Consider the following 20,570-nt stretch of genomic DNA (forward strand, 5'->3'; position numbering starts at 1 on the left):
GCTCATTGCTAGCGGGCTGATCCTCAGCCCTCCCACTCCAGCGACGCGATATCGCGCTTCTGGAAAGGACGGATTGCGGCATAGTCGCCGTCGTGTACCTTCTTGACCCAATCGGGATCGCTGATCAGGCTGCGGCCGACCGAGACGAGGTCGAACTCGCCCCGCGCCAGCCGCCGGCTGAGCTCGTCAAGCGACGTCTCGATCGTCGATCGCGCCTCGCCTTCGGTGCTGAAGCTTTCCATCACGTCGCGGTCCAGCCCGACACTGCCGACCGTGATCGTCGGCAGCCCGCTCAGATGGCGCGTCCACCCCGCTAGGCCCCAATCGTGATCGGGCCATTCGGGGGTCCAGAACCGGCGGGTCGAGGCGTGGAGCATGTCCACCCCGGCCTCGCGCAGGATCGCCAGCATCTCGCCGAGCTCGTCGGGCGTTTGCGCGACGCGCGCGGTATAATCATGCTCCTTCCATTGCGAGAAGCGGAAGGAGATCAGGAAATCCGGCCCGCAGGCCGCACGGATCGCGGCGACGATCTCGGCGGGCAGGCGCACCCGATCGGCGATCGCCGCGCCGCCATAACCGTCGGCGCGCTGGTTGGTCGCCGCCCACAGGAATTGATCGAGCATGAAGCCATGCGCGCCATGCACCTCGACGCCCGCCGCACCCGCCTTCTGGGCGAGCAAGGCACTGGTGACGAAGCCGTCGATCATTTCGCCGAGCTCGGCCGGCGATGCCGCGCGGCCGCGCTGCAGGCCGGGATGGCCGTAGCCCGAGGCGCTGAGGGTCAGTCCGTCCTCGTCCTTGCGCAGCCCGCCCTCGTGCCACAATTGCAGCAGCATATGGCCCCCGGCATCGGTGACCGCACCGACGCAGCGCGCCCATGCATCGAAGGTGTCGGGTGCGAGACGCGAGGCAGCGGGCTGGGCCGTGGCGGACTCGTGCGCGATCGCGCAGGATTCGCTGATCACCAGCGAGACCCCACCCTCGACCCGCCGTCGATAATAATCGGCAAGCTGCGGCAGCGGGCGTCCGCCTTCGCTGAAGCCGCGCTGCATGCCCGGCATCACGAAGCGGTTGGCGAGTGTGATCGGACCGATCGTGAAAGGCCTGAACAGCCCCGATATATCCGCGCTCACAGCGATGCGCCCCGGGGCGGCTGAAGCGGGCGCTCGTAGCTCATGTCGGTGGGATCGCGATGCGCGCGGATCTCGTCCCAGGCCGGGCCGAGCCAGCCGGATTTGGCGATCTCGAAGCTGCAATCCATCACGAGCCGCCGCACCGAGATCGCCCATTTGCCGTCGCGCCGCTCGAGCCGGTCGATATAGCGGCCATAGCCCGATCCCAGCATCTGCCCGCCCGGTTGCACCACGAAGAAATAGACATAGCTTTCGGCATGCGCCTCGTCGCCGTCGATCTCGCAATTGTGGCTGGTGATGCCGTGATGGGTCGCGACGAAGCTGCCCTCGATCTCGATCGCGAACGGCACGAACTCGTCGACGCCGCCGAGGAAGGGCCCATGCTGGTCGATCGCGTCGGGATGGTAGGCATTGCGGATCAGGCCCGCATCGAGCCGATCGAGCCCGCGCCCATAGAGATTGATGCAGTCGAGAATCTCCTGGCGATCGCGCAGAAGACGGACTTCGCTTTCAAGCGCCGCAAAGGCTTCCTCGGATATCGTCACAAGAAGCTCTCCCGGCATATTCTGGCTGTGGAGCGGGGCTACACCCAAGTTTCCGGCATCGGCTTTCGTGTTTCCGAACCGATCGCTTGCCCGGGCGCGAAGCGCGGCCCGATCCGGCGCACAAAGCGCTTGCGCCCATCCCCGCCAAGGGACATTTTCATTTCACCGAAGCGGGTCAACCCGCTCGCGCGAGAGTGATGCCAAAAAGGAGGGTTTATCCCGTGGGCCACGTCCAGACGTCCGAGGCGAATTCACCCAATATCCGCGAGCGCTTTCGGATGATCGGATCGATCGTGTCCGAATGCTTCTATTCGAGCTGGGCGGCCGAGCCGATCGGACCGATGCAGGGCGCATCGCGCGTCAGCTGGGCTTATACCGACGGCGTCAGCGTCAGCCGCGCGCAGATGACGCCGCAGCGGATGATCAACAGCTGCGCCACCAGCCGGCACAAGCGCCGTTATTATGCCTATAGCGCCAACCAGACGACCCACATCCGTCTGCCGGGCAAGCCGATCATCCAGGTGCAGCCCGACGAGGTGATGATCCTGAGCTCCAGCACGCCGAGCGAATGGTTCATGTCGCGCCCGTACGAAACGTCGTGCCTGATCATCGAGGAGGATCTGTTCCACCAATATGTGCCCAATGCCGACGATATCGTCGGCCGCCGGCTGAACATTCCGAACTGCCTGCAGGAATCATTGAAGGGCATCGTCGACTCCGCCTGGGCGATCTCGTCCGCGGGACTGCTGGACGTGGCAGGGCTGAAACTGGCGCGATCCTTCATGGAGATGCTGTCGGTCGCGTCCCTCTCGAACTCGACCGATCCCGCAGATGTGGAGCGGATCCGCAGCTCCGCGCTCGATGTGCGGCGCATGCAGGTGAAGGCCTTCGTCAAGGATCATTACAAGGATCCCGATCTTTCGGTCGGTACGATCGCGCGCAGCCTCAATCTGAGCCCGCGTTACGTGCAACTCGCCTTCGCACCCGAGCAGACCACGCCGTCCGAATATATTCGCGAGCTGCGGCTCGAGGCGTCGGCGCGCATGCTGGGCGATCTGCACAATGCGCGATCGATCACCGAAATCCTCTACGATTGCGGATTCAACAGCTCCTCGCATTTCTCCACGCAGTTCAAGCATCGCTTCGGCATTTCCCCCCGCGATTTCAGGATGAACGCACAATCGCAGCGCGGATTTCAATAACAGCGCGAACCGCGTTGACGGCCAATTCGGCTCTTCATCTATTCGCGCAAACGAAAATGGCCGCTTCGTTCGCGGGAAAGACGTGCTGCCCCCGCAAGCCTAGCTCACCTCTGTCCGCGACATTTTGCGCGCGGTCCAAAGACGGAATGAGGGGAGATTGGTTATGCGCATGCACAGGGAGGGCCAGCGCCACTCCGCCGGATCGGCGATGCTCCGATCGACGGCAGCGATGCTGCTCGCGACGACGGCGACCACCGCTTATGCGCAACAGGCCGCGACCGGCGGCGCGCCGGACACGACCGCGCCTGCCGCCGCGACATCCACCGATACCGGCCTGGGCGAGATCGTCGTCACCGCAGCGAAGCGCTCCGAAAACCTCCAGCGCGCCGCCATCTCGATCACCGCGGTGAGTGCGGCGACGATGCAGGCGCGCGGCATCAACGATCTGGGGCAGCTTGCCGGTCTCGCGCCCGCGGTGCAGTTCCAGCCCAGCTTCCTTTTGCTCACCTACATTCGCGGCGTCGGCAATTATTCGTCGCAGCCGGCGGTGGACCAGTCGGTCGCCTACAATGTCGACGGCATCTATCTCGACCGGCCTTATGCCGTGCCCAACCTGCTGTTCGATCTGGACCGGATCGAGCTGGCGCGCGGCCCGCAAGGGACGCTGCAGGGGCGCAACTCGACCGGCGGTTCGGTCGATCTCATCACCGCGCGCCCGACCATGGATTTCGCCGCCAAGGTCAGCGTGTCGGCCGGCAATTACGGGCTGGTCGCGACCGAGGGCATGGTCAACGTCAAGCTGTCCGACGATATCGCGCTGCGCATTTCGGGCGCGAGCAGCCAGCATAACGGCTATTTCGACAATGGCTTCGGCGATCAGAATGCGCTCGGCTTCCGCGCCCGCCTGCTGGCGCACGTCACCCCGCGGCTCGAAGTCTTGCTGACCGCCGAATATACCCGCCAGAACGAGAAGGGCCCGACCGACTCCCCCTGCCCGCCCGGCAGCATCGATGCGGCCTGCAAGGGCGTGAAGTGGCGCCCGTTCGCCGGCACCGCCGGCCAGGGCACGAACGACGTCACCAACATCAACGAACCGCAAATTCTGCGCGACAAGAATTATGCGATCTACGCACAGGTCAATTACGATCTCGATTTCGCGACCCTGACGTGGGTGCCAAACTATCGCTCGCTCAATTATCGCAGCGATCAGGAATATTCGCAATTCTTCGGCTTCGCCCCGGCAGCGATCGATCAGATGCATTCGGAAGAATTGCGGCTCTCATCGAAGGCCGGATCGCCGATCACCTGGGTCGCCGGCCTTTATTATGGCCGCCAGCATTCGCGCGAGCAGAACTATTTCCTGACTTCGCAGGGCGCGTTCATCACGGCCAACGAGCCCGGCTTCGACACGATCGGCCATGTCTATTTCAAGAACGACATCGATCGCTACGTCTACCGCTCGCAATCGGTGTTCGGGCAGGTGTCGGTACCGATCTTCACCGGCTTTCGCCTCGTCGCTGGCGGCCGCTACACGCAGGACAAGAAGGAGCTCACCGGCCGCGTCGGCCTGGTCAATCCCGGGCCGACTTTGGTGACGGTCGCCGTCGGCGGCACGCAGAAACTGCATCGCTTCACCTATAAGGCCGGCTTCGAATATGACATCGCCGATCAGGTGATGGGCTATGCCCATATCAGCACCGGCTTCAAATCGGGCGGCGTCAACGGCGTGCCCCCCGGCTCGGCGGTCTCGTCGATCTTCGGGCCGGAGAAGAACACCGCCTATCAGGCCGGTATCAAGAGCCGCTTCCTCGACAACCGGCTGCAGCTCAATGCCGAGGGCTTCTATTACGATTATCGCGGCTACCAGACGAGCGCCTTCTACACGACGCCGCAAGGGATCACCGTCGGCCTCAACGTCAATTCGCAGAAGGCGCGCATGTATGGCGGCGAGGTGGAAGGCAGCTTCCTGCTCACCCCCGACGATCGCTTCGACGCCAATCTGTCGTTGCTCCACGCCAAATACGTGACCTTCGTCGTGCCGGGCGCCGGGCTCGATCTCAGCGGCAAGCGCATGCAGAATGCGCCGGGCCATACCTTCACGCTGAGCTACGGCCATACGTTCCAGATGGCGGGCGGCGGCAAGGTCGTCGCTCATGGCGAAGGCCATTACGAGAGCAATCAATATGTCGATTACCGCCTGTCGCCCGGGTCGCTGCAGAAGGGCTATTGGCGCGCCAATGCGGACCTGACCTACACCGCGCCCAACGGCCGCTGGACGCTCGGCGCGTTCGTCAACAACATCACCAATAACGGCGCGCTGACGACCGCGGTTGGCGGGCTCGGGCCCTATGAACTCGGCGTGCCGCTGCCGCCGCGGACCTTCGGCGGACGCGCCACGGCGAAATTCTAGGACAATATCCAACCATCATTCCCGCGAAGGCGGGAATCCATATGCTCTGAAGCTCGCGAATATCTCGAAACGTTAGAGAATATGGATTCCCGCCTGCGCGGGAATGACGAAATAAAGGCAGGAGAAACCGGCACCATGGCGGAAACGGAGTTGTCGGCGGGGCCGGTGACCTGCGACGTGCTGATCATCGGCACCGGCGCCGCAGCGATGAGCGCAGCGCTCACCGCCTCGGTCGCGGGATTGTCGGTGCTCATGGTGGAGAAAGAGGAGAAGTTCGGGGGCGCCTCGGCGCGCTCGGGCGGATGCCTGTGGGTGCCCAACACCAGCCATGCGGCGCGCGCCGGGGTGGAGGATAGCCGCGAGGCCGCGATCACCTTCTTCCGCAACGAAACCGGCCATCGCTTCAACCAGCGCAATGTCGAGGCGTTCGTCGATGCGGGGCCGGCGATGGTCGATTTCGTCGAGGCGAACAGCCCGGTCCGCTTCGGCTTTCTCAAGGGCTTCCCGGACTATCATTGCGATACGCCGGGCGGATCCACCAAGGGACGCGGGCTTTACCCGATCAACTGGGATGCCGCCCCGCTAGGCAAGGATCTCGCGCGGCTGCGTCCTGCTCTGGAGACGGGCACGTTCCTGGGTATGCAAATCGGGGTCAACGAGGTCGGCTATTATATGACGGCCGGTCGCAAGCTCGCTTCGGCCGCTTATGTCGCGAAGTGCATGATGCTGCGGGTCCGCGATCAGTTTCGGGCAGGCCGAACGATGCGGCTCGCGCTCGGCAACGCGCTCGTCGGCGGTCTCGCGGCGGGGGCATTTGCGCGTGGCATGAGGCTCTGGACCTCCAGCCCGGCGCGCCGCCTGCTCTTCGACGGCACCCGCGTGACCGGGGCCGAAGTCGATACCCCGCAGGGCCTGCGCCAGATCGTCGCGAAGCGCGGCGTCATCCTTGCGACCGGCGGTTTCCCGCACGATTCCAAACGGCGCGCCGAGCTCTTCCCCACCGGAGCGACCGCGCCAGAGGTTTGGGGCATGTTCCCCTACGGCAATTCGGGCGACGGCATCCGCATGGGCGAGGCGGTCGGCGGCCGCTTCAACGCCGACGTCAAATCCCCGATCGCGCTCACCCCGATCACGCGCCTCGCTTCGGGCGAAGGCGCGCTCGAGACGATGCCCTGCTTCTTCAATCGCGGCGTCCCCGGCGCGATCGCGGTGACGCGCGACGGCATGCGCTTCGCCAACGAAGGGCGCTCCTACCACGATGTCGGGATCAACCTGCTCGCCAAGACCGCCGGCCAGCCCGAGGCGGTGGCGTGGCTGGTGTTCGACCATCGCTTCCTGCGCCGCTACGGCCAGGGACCGATCCGGCCCGCGCCCCTGCCGTACAAGCATTTCATCAAGAGCGGTTATCTCAAGATGGGCAAGACGGTACGTGAGCTGGCCGAACAATGCGGGATCGATCCCGACGGACTGTCGGCCTCGGTCAGCCGCTACAACCATTTCGCCGCCGAGGGGCACGACCCCGATTTCCATCGGGGCACCAATGCGTTCGACATCGCCAATGGCGATCCCGAGCATAAGCCCAACCCCTGCATCGGGCCGCTCGATCAGGCGCCTTATTACGCCGTCCGCGTCTTCGCCGGCTGCGTCGGCACCTTCGCCGGCCTGCAGGCGGACGAGCATGCGCGCGTGCTGAACGAGCAGAACCAGCCGATCGCGGGCCTCTATGTGGTCGGCAACGATATGCTGAGCATCACCGCGGGCGATTATATCGCGGGCGGCTGCACGCTCGGCCCCGGCATGACCTTCGGCTATCTCGCCGCGCGCCATATCGCGGGCGCGGCATGAGGCGGCTTGGCACTGCCTTGTCGGCGCTGGCGCTCGGATCGCTGGTCGCGAGCCATGCGCTCTCCTCGACCGGGATCGACACCGCGCGCTTGAGCAACGAAGCCGACGGCACCGATTGGGGCAGCTATGGGCGCACCTATAGCGAGAACCATTATTCGCCGCTCGCGCAGATCACGACCGCAAACGTGGCGAAGCTCGGGCTGGCCTGGTCGTTCGACCTCAACACGCCGCTCCGCGCGGACTCGCAGCCGCTGGCGGCGAACGGCATCCTCTATGTCGCGACCGGGCTCAGCGTCGTCCAGGCGATCGATGCGCTCAGCGGCAAATTGCTGTGGCGCTACGATCCCGATGTCGCCGGGGTCGGCGGGCGCAAGCTCATCTCGGGCTGGGGCATTCGCGGGCTGGCCTTGTGGAGGGACCGCGTCATCGTCGCGACGCAGGACGGCCGCCTGATCGGGATCGACGCGAAGAGCGGCAAACTCGTCTGGAGCACGCAGACGCTCGACAAGAGCGTCGACGCGATGGGCGAGGCCGACATTACCGGCGCGCCGCGCGTGTTCGACGGCAAGGTCGTGATCGGCTTCGGCGGCGCCGAGCGCTGGGCGCGCGGCGCGGTCAGCTGCTTCGATGCCGAAACCGGCAAATTCCTTTGGCGCTTCTACACCGTGCCCGGCGATCCCGCCAAAGGCTTCGAGAACGACACGATGGCGATGGCCGCCAGGACGTGGACCGGCGAATGGTGGAAATATGGCGGCGGCGGCACCGTCTGGAACGCCATGACCTACGATCCCGAACTGCACCGGCTCTATATCGGCACCGGCAATGCCGGCCCTTGGAACTGGAAGATCCGCAACCCCGGCAAGGGCGACAATCTCTTCATTGCCTCGATCGTCGCGCTCGATGCCAACACCGGCAAATATGTCTGGCATTACCAGGAGAATCCCGACGAGGCGTGGGACTATAATTCGACGATGGATATCGCGATGGCGACGCTCACCATCGGCGGCCGCCCGCGCAAGGTGCTGATGCAGGCGCCGAAGAACGGTTTCTATTATGTGATAGATCGCGAAACCGGCAAATTGATTTCGGCGGAGAAGATCGGGCTGGTGACCTGGGCAAAGGGCGTGGATCTCAAGACCGGGCGACCGATCGAAAATCCGGGGATCCGCTACGAGAATGGCCCGATCCTGCAATGGCCGGGCACCTACGGCACGCACAATTGGCAGCCCATGTCGTACAGCCCGAAGACGAAGCTGGCCTATATCCCGACAATCCACCAGGCCGACATCTACTCGTCCGAGGGCATCAAGCCGGCCGACTGGAAGCCGATCAACGATGCCTGGAACACCGGCATGGGCGGCGCCGGTACCCTGACCGCACCGGCCGACACCTTCTCGAGCATGCTCCAGGGCTGGGATCCTGTGGCGCAGAAAGCGCGGTGGCAGGTGCCGACCCCCGGCATCATCAACGGCGGCACGATGGCGACCGCCGACGGCCTCGTCTTCCAGGGGCATATCGACGGCACGTTCAACGCCTACGACGCCGGCACCGGCAAATTGCTGTGGCATTTCCCTGCCGGGGTTTCGGTGCTGGGCGCGCCGATCAGCTATACTGCCAAGGGGCGCCAGATGGTGTCGGTCGTGGTCGGCCCGCCCAGCGGATCGCCCTCGGCCACCCTGACCGGCCAGTCCAAATTCGGCTGGACCTACCGCACCCATCCGCGAATGCTGCTCACCTTCGCGCTCGGCGGCAAAGCGAAGCTGCCGGCGATCCCGAAACATGCGCCCGAGCAGCCGCTCACCAGCCGCGAACTCGTGCCCGACCCCAAACTGGCGGCGGCGGGCGGCGCGATCTTCAACAATGCCTGCATGACCTGCCACGGTGTCGGCGCGATCGCCTCGGGCGGCGCACCCGATCTGCGCGCATCGCCGGTGCCGCTCGATCGCGACACGTTCGCGCAGATCGTGAAGGAGGGCGCCTTGCTCAAGCAGGGCATGCCCAAATTCGGCGATCTCGGCCCCGCCGATCTCGACGCGTTGCGCCACTATATCCGCCAGCAGGCGCTCGCCCCGAAGACCGACGTCGTCCACGCCATGTGATATTCGCGCGTGCTGGAATCAATCCACCTTTCGCACGACATTAGAGTCTGATGACGTTAAGTTGCACCATAGCCTGAGTTTCGCAGGTAATTGCTGCATTCATCGGGTGGGAACCGATCCAGCAGCGCTCCGACGCGCTGCCATGTTGCGTCGTGCGTTCGCTCTGCGGCCTTTCGGAGCAGGTGTTTGAGCTTGGCGAAGACCTGCTCGATCGGATTGAGGTCTGGGCTGTAGGGCGGCAGGAAGAGAAGGCGAGCGCCTCTGGCGCGGATGGCGGCCCTGACGGCGGGTGTCTTGTGGCTGGAGAGGTTGTCCATGATGACGATGTCGCCTGCGCGCAGCGTTGGGCAGAGCTGGGTTTCGACCCACGCGGTGAAGCTGGCGGCGTTGATCGGCTGATCGAACACGAACGGCGCATCGATCCGGTCGGAGCGCAGGGCGGCGATGACGGTCATCGTTTTCCAGTGGCCGTAAGGCACCTTGGCATGGAGCCGTTTGCCGACCGGCGCCCACCCACGCAGAGGCGCCATGTTGGTCTTGGCCCAGGTCTCGTCGATGAAGACGAGGCGCGCTGGATCAGGCCGGCTCTGGAACTTCTTCCACTGCTCGCGCCGCCGTGCCACTGCGGGTCGTAGCTGCTCGGCGGGGAGCACGCTTTTTTTTAAAGCTCAGGCCCTCGGCATGGACGAAACGCCAGACCTGCACATAGTCTACCGTGACGTCGCGTTCGGCGAGTTCGGCCACCAGCCCGCGCAGGGTGAAGTCTGTCTTTGCCCGCTCCAGCAACCAGTCGCGGTTGCCGCCCGACAATATGCCGATCTTGTGGCCGCCCACCTTGCCCGGAGCCACGCTGCCCGATCCGCGATATCGCTGCGCCCAGCGCACCACTGTCGCGGCGCTGACACTCAGCGCCTCCGCCACCGATCGAACCGTCTCCCCCGCCAGCACCCGCGCAATCGCGCGATCCCGCAAATCCATCGAATAGGGTTTCATCGTCGCTGGCCTCCAACCCAGCACGAAGCTTGAATCAGAAAATCAGACCCGTGTGAATCCCCCGATTCATTCAAACGTCATCCCGCTCTAGTATTCAAATCGATATCTTTGTCAGAAAATCTCGCTGTTATATTGACTGATATCGTTTCACCAACCCTGTAATTTCTCTTACAATAATTTACGGTATCGAATTTTATAATTCTCTTATAATGACACTCACTATTTCCGATGTTGATTTTTTGGCAAGAAAAACCCAAACGGGCCAATGCGTAGAGCCGATTACCACGGCTGTTCGAAATTTCATGTCTGATATAGCGTTCAGCATAGCCGGCTAGAAATGGGCCCATCGGCCATTGCTCGTCAACGAACCCATCCATTTTTGATGATGCATCCAACGGCGATGTTCTTTCAATTCTGTCCTCGCAGACCATACCGCAGCCGCCAAGGCAAAAGAATCCGCAGATCGCGGCTACAAAACCGGGTATCGCCGATCTCGGCTGATCGAGATTATTTGAGATCATTGGAAAGTGGCTAAACATTCCAGCCCTTTTGCGCATCACGATTTAAGACTCTGCAAAATTGCACCGTCTGGCTTACGCTTCCTATACACCAAGTTACCCGGAGCAAGACATGTCGTAACCCAGCTATAGACACCGGCCATATCGACGCCTTCGCGCCATGGTTTGCATAGCCAAGCGAACATCATCAAGTGCGCCTATTGACAGCCGCGCGCACGGGCCGACCATGCGACAAAGTCAACGACGGGAGAGAATCGGCATGTGCGATAACGATATCCATCAGGGACTGGTCGAGGACTGGCGCCTGTCGCGCCGCGCATTCGTCGCCACCGGCATGGTCGCCGGCATCGCGACTGCCGCACACGCCGCCGACAACGTCGTCGAAAAGGACGTGACGATTACCACGCCCGACGGCACCTGCGATGCCGCGCTCTTCTATCCCGCCGGCAAGGGCACGTGGCCCACCGTGCTCGTCTGGCCCGATATCATGGGGCTGCGCCCGGTGTTCCGCGACATGGCGCGGCGGCTGTCGGCCGAGGGCTATGTCGTGCTCGTGCCCAACCCCTTCTATCGCAGCAAGCATGCGCCGGTCGTGGAAGGCGCATTCGATTTCAACAATGCCGAAGCGCGCAAGACCCTGTTCGGCTATCGCGCGGCGATGACCGACGAAGGCGTCGAGAAGGACGCCACCGCCTATCTCGCCTTCCTCGACGCGCAGAAGCAGACCGCAAAAGGTAAGAAGGCCGGCGTGCAGGGCTATTGCATGGGCGGCCCGCTTTCCTTCCATACCGGCGCGGCGGTGCCGAACCGGATCGGCGCGATCGCGACCTTCCATGGCGGCGGCCTCGTCACCGATACGCCCGCCAGCCCGCATCTGCTGATCCCCAAGACCAAGGCGGCCTATCTGATCTGCGTCGCCAAGAATGACGATGCACGCGAGCCCAAATCGAAGGACGTGCTGAAGGACGCGCTCAAGGCGGCGGGCCGGCCGGGGACGGTCGAGGTCTATCCGGGCGACCATGGCTGGACCGTTCCGGGCAGCCAGGTCTACGATCAGGCGGCGGCGGAGCGTGCGTGGGCGGCACTGGCGGCGTTTTACAAGGCGAATCTGGTTTAAGAACGCCGTCCGTCTCATCCACCCGTCACCCTGAACTTGTTTCAGGGTCCACCGCGCGTGCCGCACCGTCTGTGCGGATGCCTGGTGGATGCTGAAACAAGTTCAGCATGACGGATGGTGGAGGGGATCGGGCTACCCGGAAACGAGAGGGGACTTTGGGTTGCCCTCCCCGCCTCCCGCGCCCTAAACGGCGGGCGTGACTGCAGATATCGCGCCCTTCCAGGCCATCACGATCAGCCGCCTCGCCCACCGTCTCGCGGTGGAGGGGCGGTCGATCATCCATATGGAGTTCGGTCAGCCCTCGACGGGCGCGCCCGCCGCCGCGATCCGCGAGGCGCATCGCATCCTCGACGCAGACGGCATGGGTTATTGGGAAAGCCCGATGCTGCGAACGCGCATCGCCCGCCATTATGCCGAGGCCTATGGGGTCGAGCTCGATCCCGATCAGGTGCTGCTCACCTGCGGCGCCTCGCCCGCTTTGGTGCTGGCACTGACAACCCTCTTCGCGCCCGGTGCGCGGGTGGCGATCGCCCGGCCCGGCTACGTCGCCTATCGCAACACGCTGAAGGCGCTGCACATGGTGCCGATCGAGATGGCGTGCGGCGCGGCCGAGCGGTTCCAGGTCACCGCCGCCGCGATCGAGGCGATGGAGCCCAAGCCCGACGGGCTGATCGTCGCCAGCCCCGCCAACCCGACCGGCACGATCATCGCCCCCGACGAATTGCAGGCGATCGCCGAGACCTGCCGCCGCCACGGCATCCGCATCGTCTCCGACGAAATCTATCACGGGCTGAGCTATGCCGGCGCGACCGCGTCGATGCTCGAGGTCGAGCCGCAGGCTTTGATCATCAACAGCTTCTCCAAATATTTCAGCATGGCCGGCTGGCGGCTGGGCTGGCTGGTCGTGCCGCCCACGCTGATCGAGGCGGCCAAGGCGCGGATCGGCAACCTGTTCCTCACCCCGCCGTCGCTCAGCCAGCATGCCGGGCTGATCGCGTTCGATTGCCGCGACGAGCTTGAGGGCCATATCGCGACCTATGCGCGCAATCGCGATCTGATGCTGGCGGCCCTCCCTACGCTCGGGCTGGCACGGATCGCCCCGCCCGACGGCGCCTTCTATATCTATGCCGATATCGGGCATCTGACCGACGACAGCCTCGCTTTCTGCACTCGCCTGCTGGAGGATACCGGCGTCGCCACTGCCCCGGGCGTGGATTTCGATCCGGTCGAGGGACACCGCTTCATGCGCTTCAGCTTTGCGGTCTCGACCGACCGGATCGAGCAAGCGATCGAACGGATAAAGCCGTGGTTTGCCGAGCGCGCAACGGAGGCGGGCGCGAAACCTGCCTTTCCCCTTCACGGAAAAGGGCTTTGACCGATCGATCCGCCCACCGCAACAACGCCCTTCGCAGAGGCCGGATTTTCATGCGTCGCCACGGCCCCACCGCACCGATATGGCGGCAGCGGCTCGCCATCTTCGGCGGCGCGGTCGCAGTCGGGCTCGTCGCGATCCTGTTCGCGGCGGTTGCCGACAAAGCGAGCGACTTGTTTGCGAACCGGATCGCACACGTCTGGTGGCTGCCGCTGATCGTTACACCGCTCGGTTTCGTCGTCATCAGTTGGGTGACGACCCGCCTCGCCCCAGCCGCACGCGGCTCCGGCATCCCCCAGATCATCGCCGCCAAGCATGATCCGGAAGAGGCGACCGCGTCGCTCGCCTCGGCGCGAACCGCCGGCGCCAAGGCGGTATTGACCGCCGCTGCGCTCGCCTGTGGTGCCTCGGTCGGGCGCGAGGGGCCGACGGTGCAGATCGGCGCGACCGTGATGGCCTATGCGCACCGGCTGATGCGCGTGCCCGTGCGGGCCTCGGTGCTCGTCGCCGGCGCCGCGGCGGGTGTCGCCGCGGCGTTCAACACCCCGCTCGCGGGCGTCGCCTTCGCGATCGAGGAACTCGCCGCCGCCTACGAGCAGCGCATGACCCTGCTGGTGATGACGGCGGTGCTGATCGCAGGGATGATCAGCCTCGGCGTCGCCGGCGACTATGTCTATTTCGGTATCGTCGGCCAGACCTTGCCGCTGCGTGCCGTGCTGTTTCTGGCACCGGTGGCGGGCATCCTCGGCGGTTTGAGCGGCGGGCTGTTCTCGCGCATCATGCTGTGGCTGGCACGCGGGGGCGCGGCGCGGATTTCGCGCGGGCAGCCGCTGCTCCTCGCGGGCGGATGCGGCCTGGTGGTGGCCAGCCTCGGGGTGGCGACCGGGCTGACCTGGGGCACCGGCTACACCGCCGCGCGGGCGATGATCGACGGGGCGCACGCCCCTCTGTGGTTCGGCCCCGCGAAGTTCGCGGCGACACTGGCCACCGCCGCCGCCGGCCTGCCCGGCGGCATCTTTGCGCCTTCGCTGGCCACGGGCGCGGGCATCGGCAATCTCGTCCACGCGATCTTCCCGGGCGAGCCGACCGGCGCGGTCGTGCTGCTCGGCATGGTCGCCTATTTCACGGGTGTGGTGCGTGCGCCGCTGACATCGGTGATCATCATGTCCGAAACGACCGGAAGCCGCGGTCTGATGCTGCCGCTGCTCGCGACCGCGCTGATCGCCGAAGGCGCCGCTTCGCTCATCTCGCGCGAGCGGCTCTATCATGGCCTGGCGGCAGGCTTCCTGCCAGCGGATGCAGGCGCCCCGAAGCGTTGAGACGCGATCGCAGAACGCGGCACTGTCCCTATCTTAGCAACGATTTTTTAATCTTTTCCGTATCATAAGAGCGTCAGGCCATTGCAGGGGTCGCGTTAGCCTCAGCGATTTGGTTTCGGTGGACGGGCAGCGCGTGCGCGCCGACCTGGGGACGTCCACCGTTACACTCTCGGCCAGTCCTCCCGACATGGACGCCTCACCGCCTTTGCGGTCTTCCCACGCTCGACATGCCGGCCACCGAGGCTGCGAAACCGATTCGCATGACCGGCGACATTGCGACCTGACCCTACACGTTTGCCGCCGGTTCTCATCGGTTGGCCCGCCGCTGCCGTCGCGCACCGAACATATTGAGCCGCCCCTATATTCATGATAGCAGGAATTTAAATTCATGGATCCGGGAATAAACCCCGGACGAAAGGGAGAGGGTATCATGAAGAACGGAATGCTCGCGTCCGTGTCGTTCGGCGCGCTCGTGCTGGCTATGCCTGCCGCCGCACAGGAAGCACCCGCAACGCCGTCTCCCCCCACAGCAAACGCGCCTCAAGGGGCGGCGGTTGGCACCGTTACGCCCGAGGGCCAGGGCCTCGCCGAGATCGTCGTCACCGCGCAGAGGGTCAGCGAAAGCAGCCAGCGCACGCCGCTGGCGATCGACGTCGTGAAGCCTGAAGAATTGCAGCGCCAGAACGTCATCCGCGCCGAAGATCTGGCGCGGACCGCACCTGCGCTGGCCGCGATCGGTGGCACCGGTGGGCCGACGACCGCCTTCTTCGTGCGCGGTGTCGGCAATGGCACGGTCAATTCCTATTCGGATCCGGCGATCGCGTTCAATTATGACGGCGTCTATATCGGCCGGCCTTCCTCCACGTCCGGCGTCTTCTACGACCTCCAGCGCGTCGAGGTGCTCAAGGGCCCGCAAGGGACGCTTTACGGCCGCAACGCCACGGGCGGGGCGATCAACGTCATCCCCAACCGGCCCAAGCTGGGCGAGAATGGCGGCGAGTTCACGCTCGGTTACGGCAATTACAACTGGCTGACCGGCCAGGCGGCGGTGAACCTGGCGGTCGGCGAAAAGGTGGCGGCGCGCTTTGCCGGCACGATCGCGCGGCACGACGCCTTCCTGTCCGACGGCACCGGCAAGCAGCGCGAATATGCCGGTCGCGCCCAACTCTATGCCGAGCCGACCGAACAGCTGAACCTGCGCATCGGCCTCGATTATGCGCACCAGGGCGGCAGCAGCCAGAGCGGCTTCTACCTCGGCACGGTCGATCCGGTCTTCGGCGCGACCGGCTTTGCCGGCTACAAATATACGCCGACCAATTTCTCCCGCCAGCAGGGGCTGCTCGATCCCGCGTCGAACGCGTTGCTGTCGTCGCGCTTCGTCACGCAGGCCGGCCGCGCAGGGGCGGTGGTCGATGGCCAGCCCTACAACGACGACGATTATTGGGGTGCCACGGGCGAACTGAACTACAAGACCGACATCGGCACGTTGACGATCCAGCCGGCCTATCGCGAGGCCAAGCTCGACTACACGTTCAACGGCGTGTTCCGCCAGGCCGGCGTCAAGGAGAAGGACAAGCAGACCAGCGTCGAGGCGCGCTTGGCGGGCAAGATCGGGCCATCGCTCGATTATCTGCTGGGCGGGATGTATTTCGACGAGAATATCAACACGCCCAACGCCTTCTACGACCAGTCGACGCTGTCGCCGATCCAGCATTTCACCACCGGGACCAAATCCTATGCCGGGTTCGGTAAGCTCACCTTCCGCCCGATCGACAAATTGAGCCTGACGGCGGCCGGCCGCTACACATCGGACAAGAAGACGTTCGACGGACTGTCGCAGGTCTATATCCTGTTCTGCGGCAATCCGGCGAGCTTCCCGCCCAACAGCTGCCCCACCCTGCCGTTCGTCCCCACGGTGCGCAGCACGGCGGAAATGGAAAGTTTCTACACGTCGCGCGGCATCCCCGTGACGTCGGTGCCGCTCTATGTCCTGCCGCCCTTCCTCGGCGGATCGCAGACCGCGCCGTTCGTGCTGCGTTCGCCGATTGCGATCGATTCCGGGCTGAAGAACGAGAAATTCACCTACCGCCTGGCCGCGCAATACGATCTCACGTCGCGCAACATGCTCTACGCGAGCTACGAGACCGGCTACCATGGCGGCGGTTTCTCATTCGCGCGCGGGGTGGAATCGTACAAGCCCGAGACGATCCGCGCTTACACGATCGGAAGCAAGAATCGCTTTTTCGGGAATACCTTGCAGATCAACGGTGAGGCTTTCCTCTGGAAGTATAAGGATCAGCAGTTCACGCAATTCGGCTACGATCTCGGCAGCCCGCCCGCGACGGTCTATTTGACGCGCAACATCGGCAACAGCACGATCAAGGGTGCCGAATTCGACGTCGAACTGCTGGCGACGCCAAACACCTTGCTGTCCGCCAACGTCCAGTATCTCGACGCCAAATATGACAGCTTCGTCTATTACGCGCCCAACCAGGGGCTGCCGCCGAACACCGCCTGCGGCTACGCACCGATCACGCAAACCGCGACCGACGGCAGCGTGCTGAACGTGTTCCGCGTCGATTGCTCGGGCAAGCAGGCATTCAATTCGCCCAAATGGTCGCTCAACCTCAACGCCCAGCAGACGATCCCGCTGGGCTCGCACAAGCTCGTGCTCCAGGCGGGCACGCGCTATCGCGGATCGAGCTATTCGTCGGCGGACTATCTCTCCTACCTCAAGTCCGAGGCAGCTTTCGTAAGCAACGCATCGGTCACGCTCTCGACCGACAACGAGCGCTGGTTCGCGAGCGTCTATGTGTTCAATCTCGAAAACAACCAGCGCCTCGTCGGCGGCACGACCAATTCCGCCGGCGTGATCTCCGCCGCCGCCGAACAGCCGCGCACCTATGGCCTGCGGATCGGCGGAAAATTCTGATAGACGGAACGGATGGTATCCCTGCGGGCCAACCCCGAAAGATACCATCCCGGTTGCAATCGCGCAGCGAGCCTTTATTCCTGAGTACAGGAATTATCGAGTCCGGAGAGGTCCCCATGACCGCAGTCACCGATCTACAGTATGTTGCCCTCGCCGTGCCCGATCTTGCGGCCGAACGGCAGTTCTTTGGCGAAACCTGGGGCCTCACCGAGGTCGGCGAGATGGACGGCAAGGTCTATTTCGCCGCCGAGGGATCGCCCTACCCGTTCGTGATCCGGCTGCGCCAGGACGACGAGCGCAAGACCGATCTGATCGGCTTCTCCGCCGCATCGCGCGCCGATGTCGATGCGCTCTATGCGCAGGTGCAGGCGGCCGAGTGCAAGATCATCTCGCCCCCGGGCGCGGCCGAGGGGCCGGCGGGCGGCTACGCCTTCCGCTTCTTCGATCCCGATGGGCGGGCGATCGAGGTGATCTGCGACAGCAACCAGCGCACGCACCGCGCGCTGGCCAAGGGCGAGGCGATCCCGATCGGGCTGAGCCACATCGTGCTCCACACCCCCGATCATAAGAAGCTCGCCCAATTCTATCAGGACGTGCTCGGCTTCCGCCTGTCCGACTGGATCGGCGAGTTCATGGTGTTCCTGCGCTGCAACCCGGTGCATCACCGCCTCGCCATCCTGCCCGGGCCCCCTGCCCTCAACCATGTCGCGTTCGACGTGAGCTCGGTCGACGAGCTCATGCGCGGGCTCGCGCGGATGACCGAAAAGGGGGTGAAGCTCTCGTGGGGCCCCGGCCGCCACACGGCCGGCAACAACACCTTCACTTATTATCTCACCCCCAACGGCAATGCGGTGGAATATACGTCCGACCTCGAAGAGGTCGAGGAGGCGACCTGGCAGCCGACCACCTATGCTTTCTCCCCGACCATCACCGATCAATGGGGCACGGGGCGGATCATCACCGGCAACGTGCCGCATGCCGAGATGACCCCCGACAAGGGCCTGTGGCAGGTGCCGGCGTGATCGCAAATGCGCTGATCGTCGGCGGAGGCGTCGGCGGCATGACCGCCGCGATCGCGCTGCGCCGCGCGGGGGTCGATGTCACCTTGATCGATGCCGATCCCGACTGGCGCGTCTATGGTGCGGGCATCAGCGTCACGGGCATATCGCTGCGCGCGTTCGACGATCTCGGCATCCTCGATCGGATCAGGGCGCGCGGCCATGTCGGTGCCGGGATGCGCGGCAAGACGGTCGCCGGGCAGACCGTGTTCGAGCCGCCGGTCCCCGAAAACCCGCGCCCGGTCGAGCAGAGCGGCGGCATCATGCGCCCGGTTCTGCACGACATCCTGTCTTCGATCGTGCGGGCGGAAGGCGTGACGGTGCGGCTCGGGGTGAAGGTCCAGGCGCTGGTGCAGGATGACGACGGGGTCGATGTCGGGTTCACCGACGGCTCCGAGGGCCGCTACGATCTCGTCGTCGGCGCCGACGGCATCTTTTCGCAGATTCGGGGCATGATCTTCCCCGATGTGCCGCGGCCCAAATTCACCGGCCAGGGGTGCTGGCGCGTCGTCGCCAAGCGCCCGCCCGAGGTGGACCGGACCGAAATGTATTTCGGCGGACCGGTGAAGCTGGGCATCAATCCCGTATCGGCGGACGAGATGTACATGTTCATCCTCGAACATGTGCCCGACAATCCGTTCTTCGCGGAGGCGGAGATGGTGTCGCACGTACGCGCCTTGCTGGAGCCGTTCGGCGGCGCGGTGCCGGCGGTGCGCGAATCCCTCACCGATGCGGCGCAGATCAATTACCGCCCGCTCGAATGGCTCCTCCTGCCCAAGCCCTGGCACCAGGGCCGGGTGGTGCTGATCGGCGATGCCGCGCACGCCACCACCCCGCATATGGCGAGCGGCGCCGGCATCGCCGCCGAGGACGGGCTGGTGCTCGCCGACGAGCTGAAGCGGCACGATGCCGTGGCCGACGCGCTCGATGCGTTCGTCGAGCGGCGCTTCGAACGCGCGCGGCTGGTGGTCGAGAATTCGGTGATGATCGGCGACATGGAGATGGCGGGCGACATGTCGAACAAGGGCCCGACCATGCTCGGCGCGACCATGCACCAGCTCCAGCAGCCTTATTGAGAGGAAGACGAGAATGGCATTCGGCCTGGCGACCCTGCGCGACGGCGGTGCGGCCCTGGTAGTCGATGGCAAGGCGATCCGGCTTGCCGATCATGACGAGCCGCGCGACGCGCTCGCCTTGCTCGACGATTGGGATGCGGTGCTGCCGCGACTCGAACGGATCGCGGCAACGGCGGCGCCGGGCGAGGAGGCCACCGATTTCGCCGCCCCCTATATCCCCCGCCAGATCTTCTGCACCGGCGCCAATTACCGCAAGCATGTGATCGGGCTGATCATGGGCGATCCCTCGATGCGCACCGCCGAGCATGAGGGGATCAGCGACGACGAACGCCGCGCGCGTGCCGAAAAGACGATGGACGAGCGCGCCAACGCGGCGCTGCCCTTCTGCTTCCTCAAGCTGCCGTCGTGCGTCGTCGGGCCGAACGATCCGGTCGTGCTGCCGCGCAATGTCGAGAAACCCGACTGGGAGCTCGAACTCGGCGTCGTGATCGGCAAGCGCGCCCGCCACGTCACGCCCGAAGATGCGATGGATTATGTCGCCGGCTTCGTCGTGGTGAACGACGTCACCGCGCGCGAGCATATCTTTCGCCGCGACGGATCGGCGATCGGCGCCGACTGGCTGTCGGGCAAATGCTTCCCGACCTTCCTGCCGTTCGGGCCGATGATCGTGCCAAAGCAGTTCGTCGCCGATCCCTATGCCCTCAACATCAAGCTGGCGGTGAACGACAAGGTCTATCAGGACGAATCCACCGCCGACATGATGATCAACATCCAGCGCCAGGTGGCGTATCTGTCCGACCGCGTCGTGCTGACGCCGGGCGACGTGATCTGCACCGGATCGCCCTACGGCAACGGCTCGGCCTTCGGCGTCTATCTGAAGCCGGGCGACGTGATGGAGGGTACCATCACGGGGCTCGGCACCCAGCGTAATCCGTGCGTCGCCGAGTGAAG

General features: G+C 64.6%; 14 protein-coding genes. 11 read left to right on the forward strand and 3 right to left on the reverse strand.

What is annotated here, in order from left to right; genetic code table 11:
• Positions 1-23: 23 nt before the first annotated feature.
• Complete coding sequence (locus tag AB4Z44_RS11125) at positions 24-1,133, reverse strand: 12-oxophytodienoate reductase (RefSeq protein ID WP_404714093.1); 1,110 nt, start codon at positions 1,131-1,133, stop codon at positions 24-26.
• On the reverse strand, positions 1,130-1,678 hold the full coding sequence (locus AB4Z44_RS11130; RefSeq protein ID WP_404714094.1) for a nuclear transport factor 2 family protein: 549 nt from the start codon (positions 1,676-1,678) through the stop codon (positions 1,130-1,132). Before AB4Z44_RS11130 ends, AB4Z44_RS11125 begins: the two co-directional genes overlap by 4 nt.
• A gap of 221 nt (positions 1,679-1,899) precedes the next feature.
• On the opposite strand from AB4Z44_RS11130, the gene AB4Z44_RS11135 reads away from it, so the two are divergent.
• The 4 genes from AB4Z44_RS11135 to AB4Z44_RS11150 all read left to right on the forward strand — a co-directional run bounded on the left by AB4Z44_RS11135 (position 1,900) and on the right by AB4Z44_RS11150 (position 9,234).
• A complete protein-coding gene (locus AB4Z44_RS11135) occupies positions 1,900-2,880 on the forward strand; it encodes a helix-turn-helix domain-containing protein (protein ID WP_404714095.1) in 981 nt (326 codons plus the stop codon).
• Positions 2,881-3,043: 163 nt separating this feature from the next.
• Entirely contained in the window at positions 3,044-5,290 is a 2,247-nt protein-coding gene (locus tag AB4Z44_RS11140) for a TonB-dependent receptor (protein WP_404714096.1), read from the forward strand.
• Positions 5,291-5,425: 135 nt separating this feature from the next.
• Positions 5,426-7,135, forward strand: coding sequence for an FAD-dependent oxidoreductase (locus AB4Z44_RS11145; protein ID WP_404714097.1), 1,710 nt, complete (start codon positions 5,426-5,428; stop codon positions 7,133-7,135).
• Positions 7,132-9,234 (forward strand): PQQ-dependent dehydrogenase, methanol/ethanol family, encoded by a 2,103-nt coding sequence (locus AB4Z44_RS11150; RefSeq protein ID WP_404714098.1) that lies wholly within the window; start codon positions 7,132-7,134, stop codon positions 9,232-9,234. The genes AB4Z44_RS11145 and AB4Z44_RS11150 overlap by 4 nt, the downstream gene beginning before the upstream one ends.
• A gap of 56 nt (positions 9,235-9,290) precedes the next feature.
• Here AB4Z44_RS11150 and AB4Z44_RS11155 read toward each other — a convergent pair.
• Positions 9,291-10,227, reverse strand: a protein-coding gene (locus AB4Z44_RS11155; RefSeq protein ID WP_404710065.1) for an IS630 family transposase whose coding sequence is annotated in 2 segments (ribosomal slippage) — positions 9,291-9,896 and positions 9,898-10,227 — 936 coding nt in all. Because the reading frame shifts where the segments join, the coding sequence is not laid out codon by codon here.
• Positions 10,228-11,004: 777 nt separating this feature from the next.
• Here AB4Z44_RS11155 and AB4Z44_RS11160 point away from each other — a divergent pair.
• The 7 genes from AB4Z44_RS11160 (at position 11,005) to AB4Z44_RS11190 (ending at position 20,568) form a co-directional block, all read left to right on the forward strand.
• Entirely contained in the window at positions 11,005-11,862 is an 858-nt protein-coding gene (locus AB4Z44_RS11160) for a dienelactone hydrolase family protein (RefSeq protein ID WP_404714099.1), read from the forward strand.
• Between the two features lie 196 nt (positions 11,863-12,058).
• Positions 12,059-13,237: an aminotransferase class I/II-fold pyridoxal phosphate-dependent enzyme gene (locus AB4Z44_RS11165; RefSeq protein WP_404714100.1), complete on the forward strand. Its 1,179-nt coding sequence runs from the start codon at positions 12,059-12,061 to the stop codon at positions 13,235-13,237.
• Positions 13,238-13,287: 50 nt separating this feature from the next.
• Positions 13,288-14,553 (forward strand): chloride channel protein, encoded by a 1,266-nt coding sequence (locus AB4Z44_RS11170; RefSeq protein ID WP_404714101.1) that lies wholly within the window; start codon positions 13,288-13,290, stop codon positions 14,551-14,553.
• A 430-nt stretch (positions 14,554-14,983) separates the two neighbouring features.
• A complete protein-coding gene (locus AB4Z44_RS11175; protein WP_404714102.1) occupies positions 14,984-17,485 on the forward strand; it encodes a TonB-dependent receptor in 2,502 nt (833 codons plus the stop codon).
• Between the two features lie 116 nt (positions 17,486-17,601).
• Complete coding sequence (locus AB4Z44_RS11180) at positions 17,602-18,507, forward strand: VOC family protein (protein ID WP_404714103.1); 906 nt, start codon at positions 17,602-17,604, stop codon at positions 18,505-18,507.
• Positions 18,504-19,619, forward strand: coding sequence for an FAD-dependent oxidoreductase (locus AB4Z44_RS11185; protein WP_404714104.1), 1,116 nt, complete (start codon positions 18,504-18,506; stop codon positions 19,617-19,619). The genes AB4Z44_RS11180 and AB4Z44_RS11185 overlap by 4 nt, the downstream gene beginning before the upstream one ends.
• Positions 19,620-19,632: 13 nt before the next feature.
• Positions 19,633-20,568, forward strand: coding sequence for a fumarylacetoacetate hydrolase family protein (locus tag AB4Z44_RS11190; protein WP_404714105.1), 936 nt, complete (start codon positions 19,633-19,635; stop codon positions 20,566-20,568).
• Positions 20,569-20,570 lie beyond the last annotated feature (2 nt).

This window comes from Sphingomonas sp. MMS24-J13, assembly GCF_044905095.1.
Taxonomy (GTDB): domain Bacteria; phylum Pseudomonadota; class Alphaproteobacteria; order Sphingomonadales; family Sphingomonadaceae; genus Sphingomonas_I.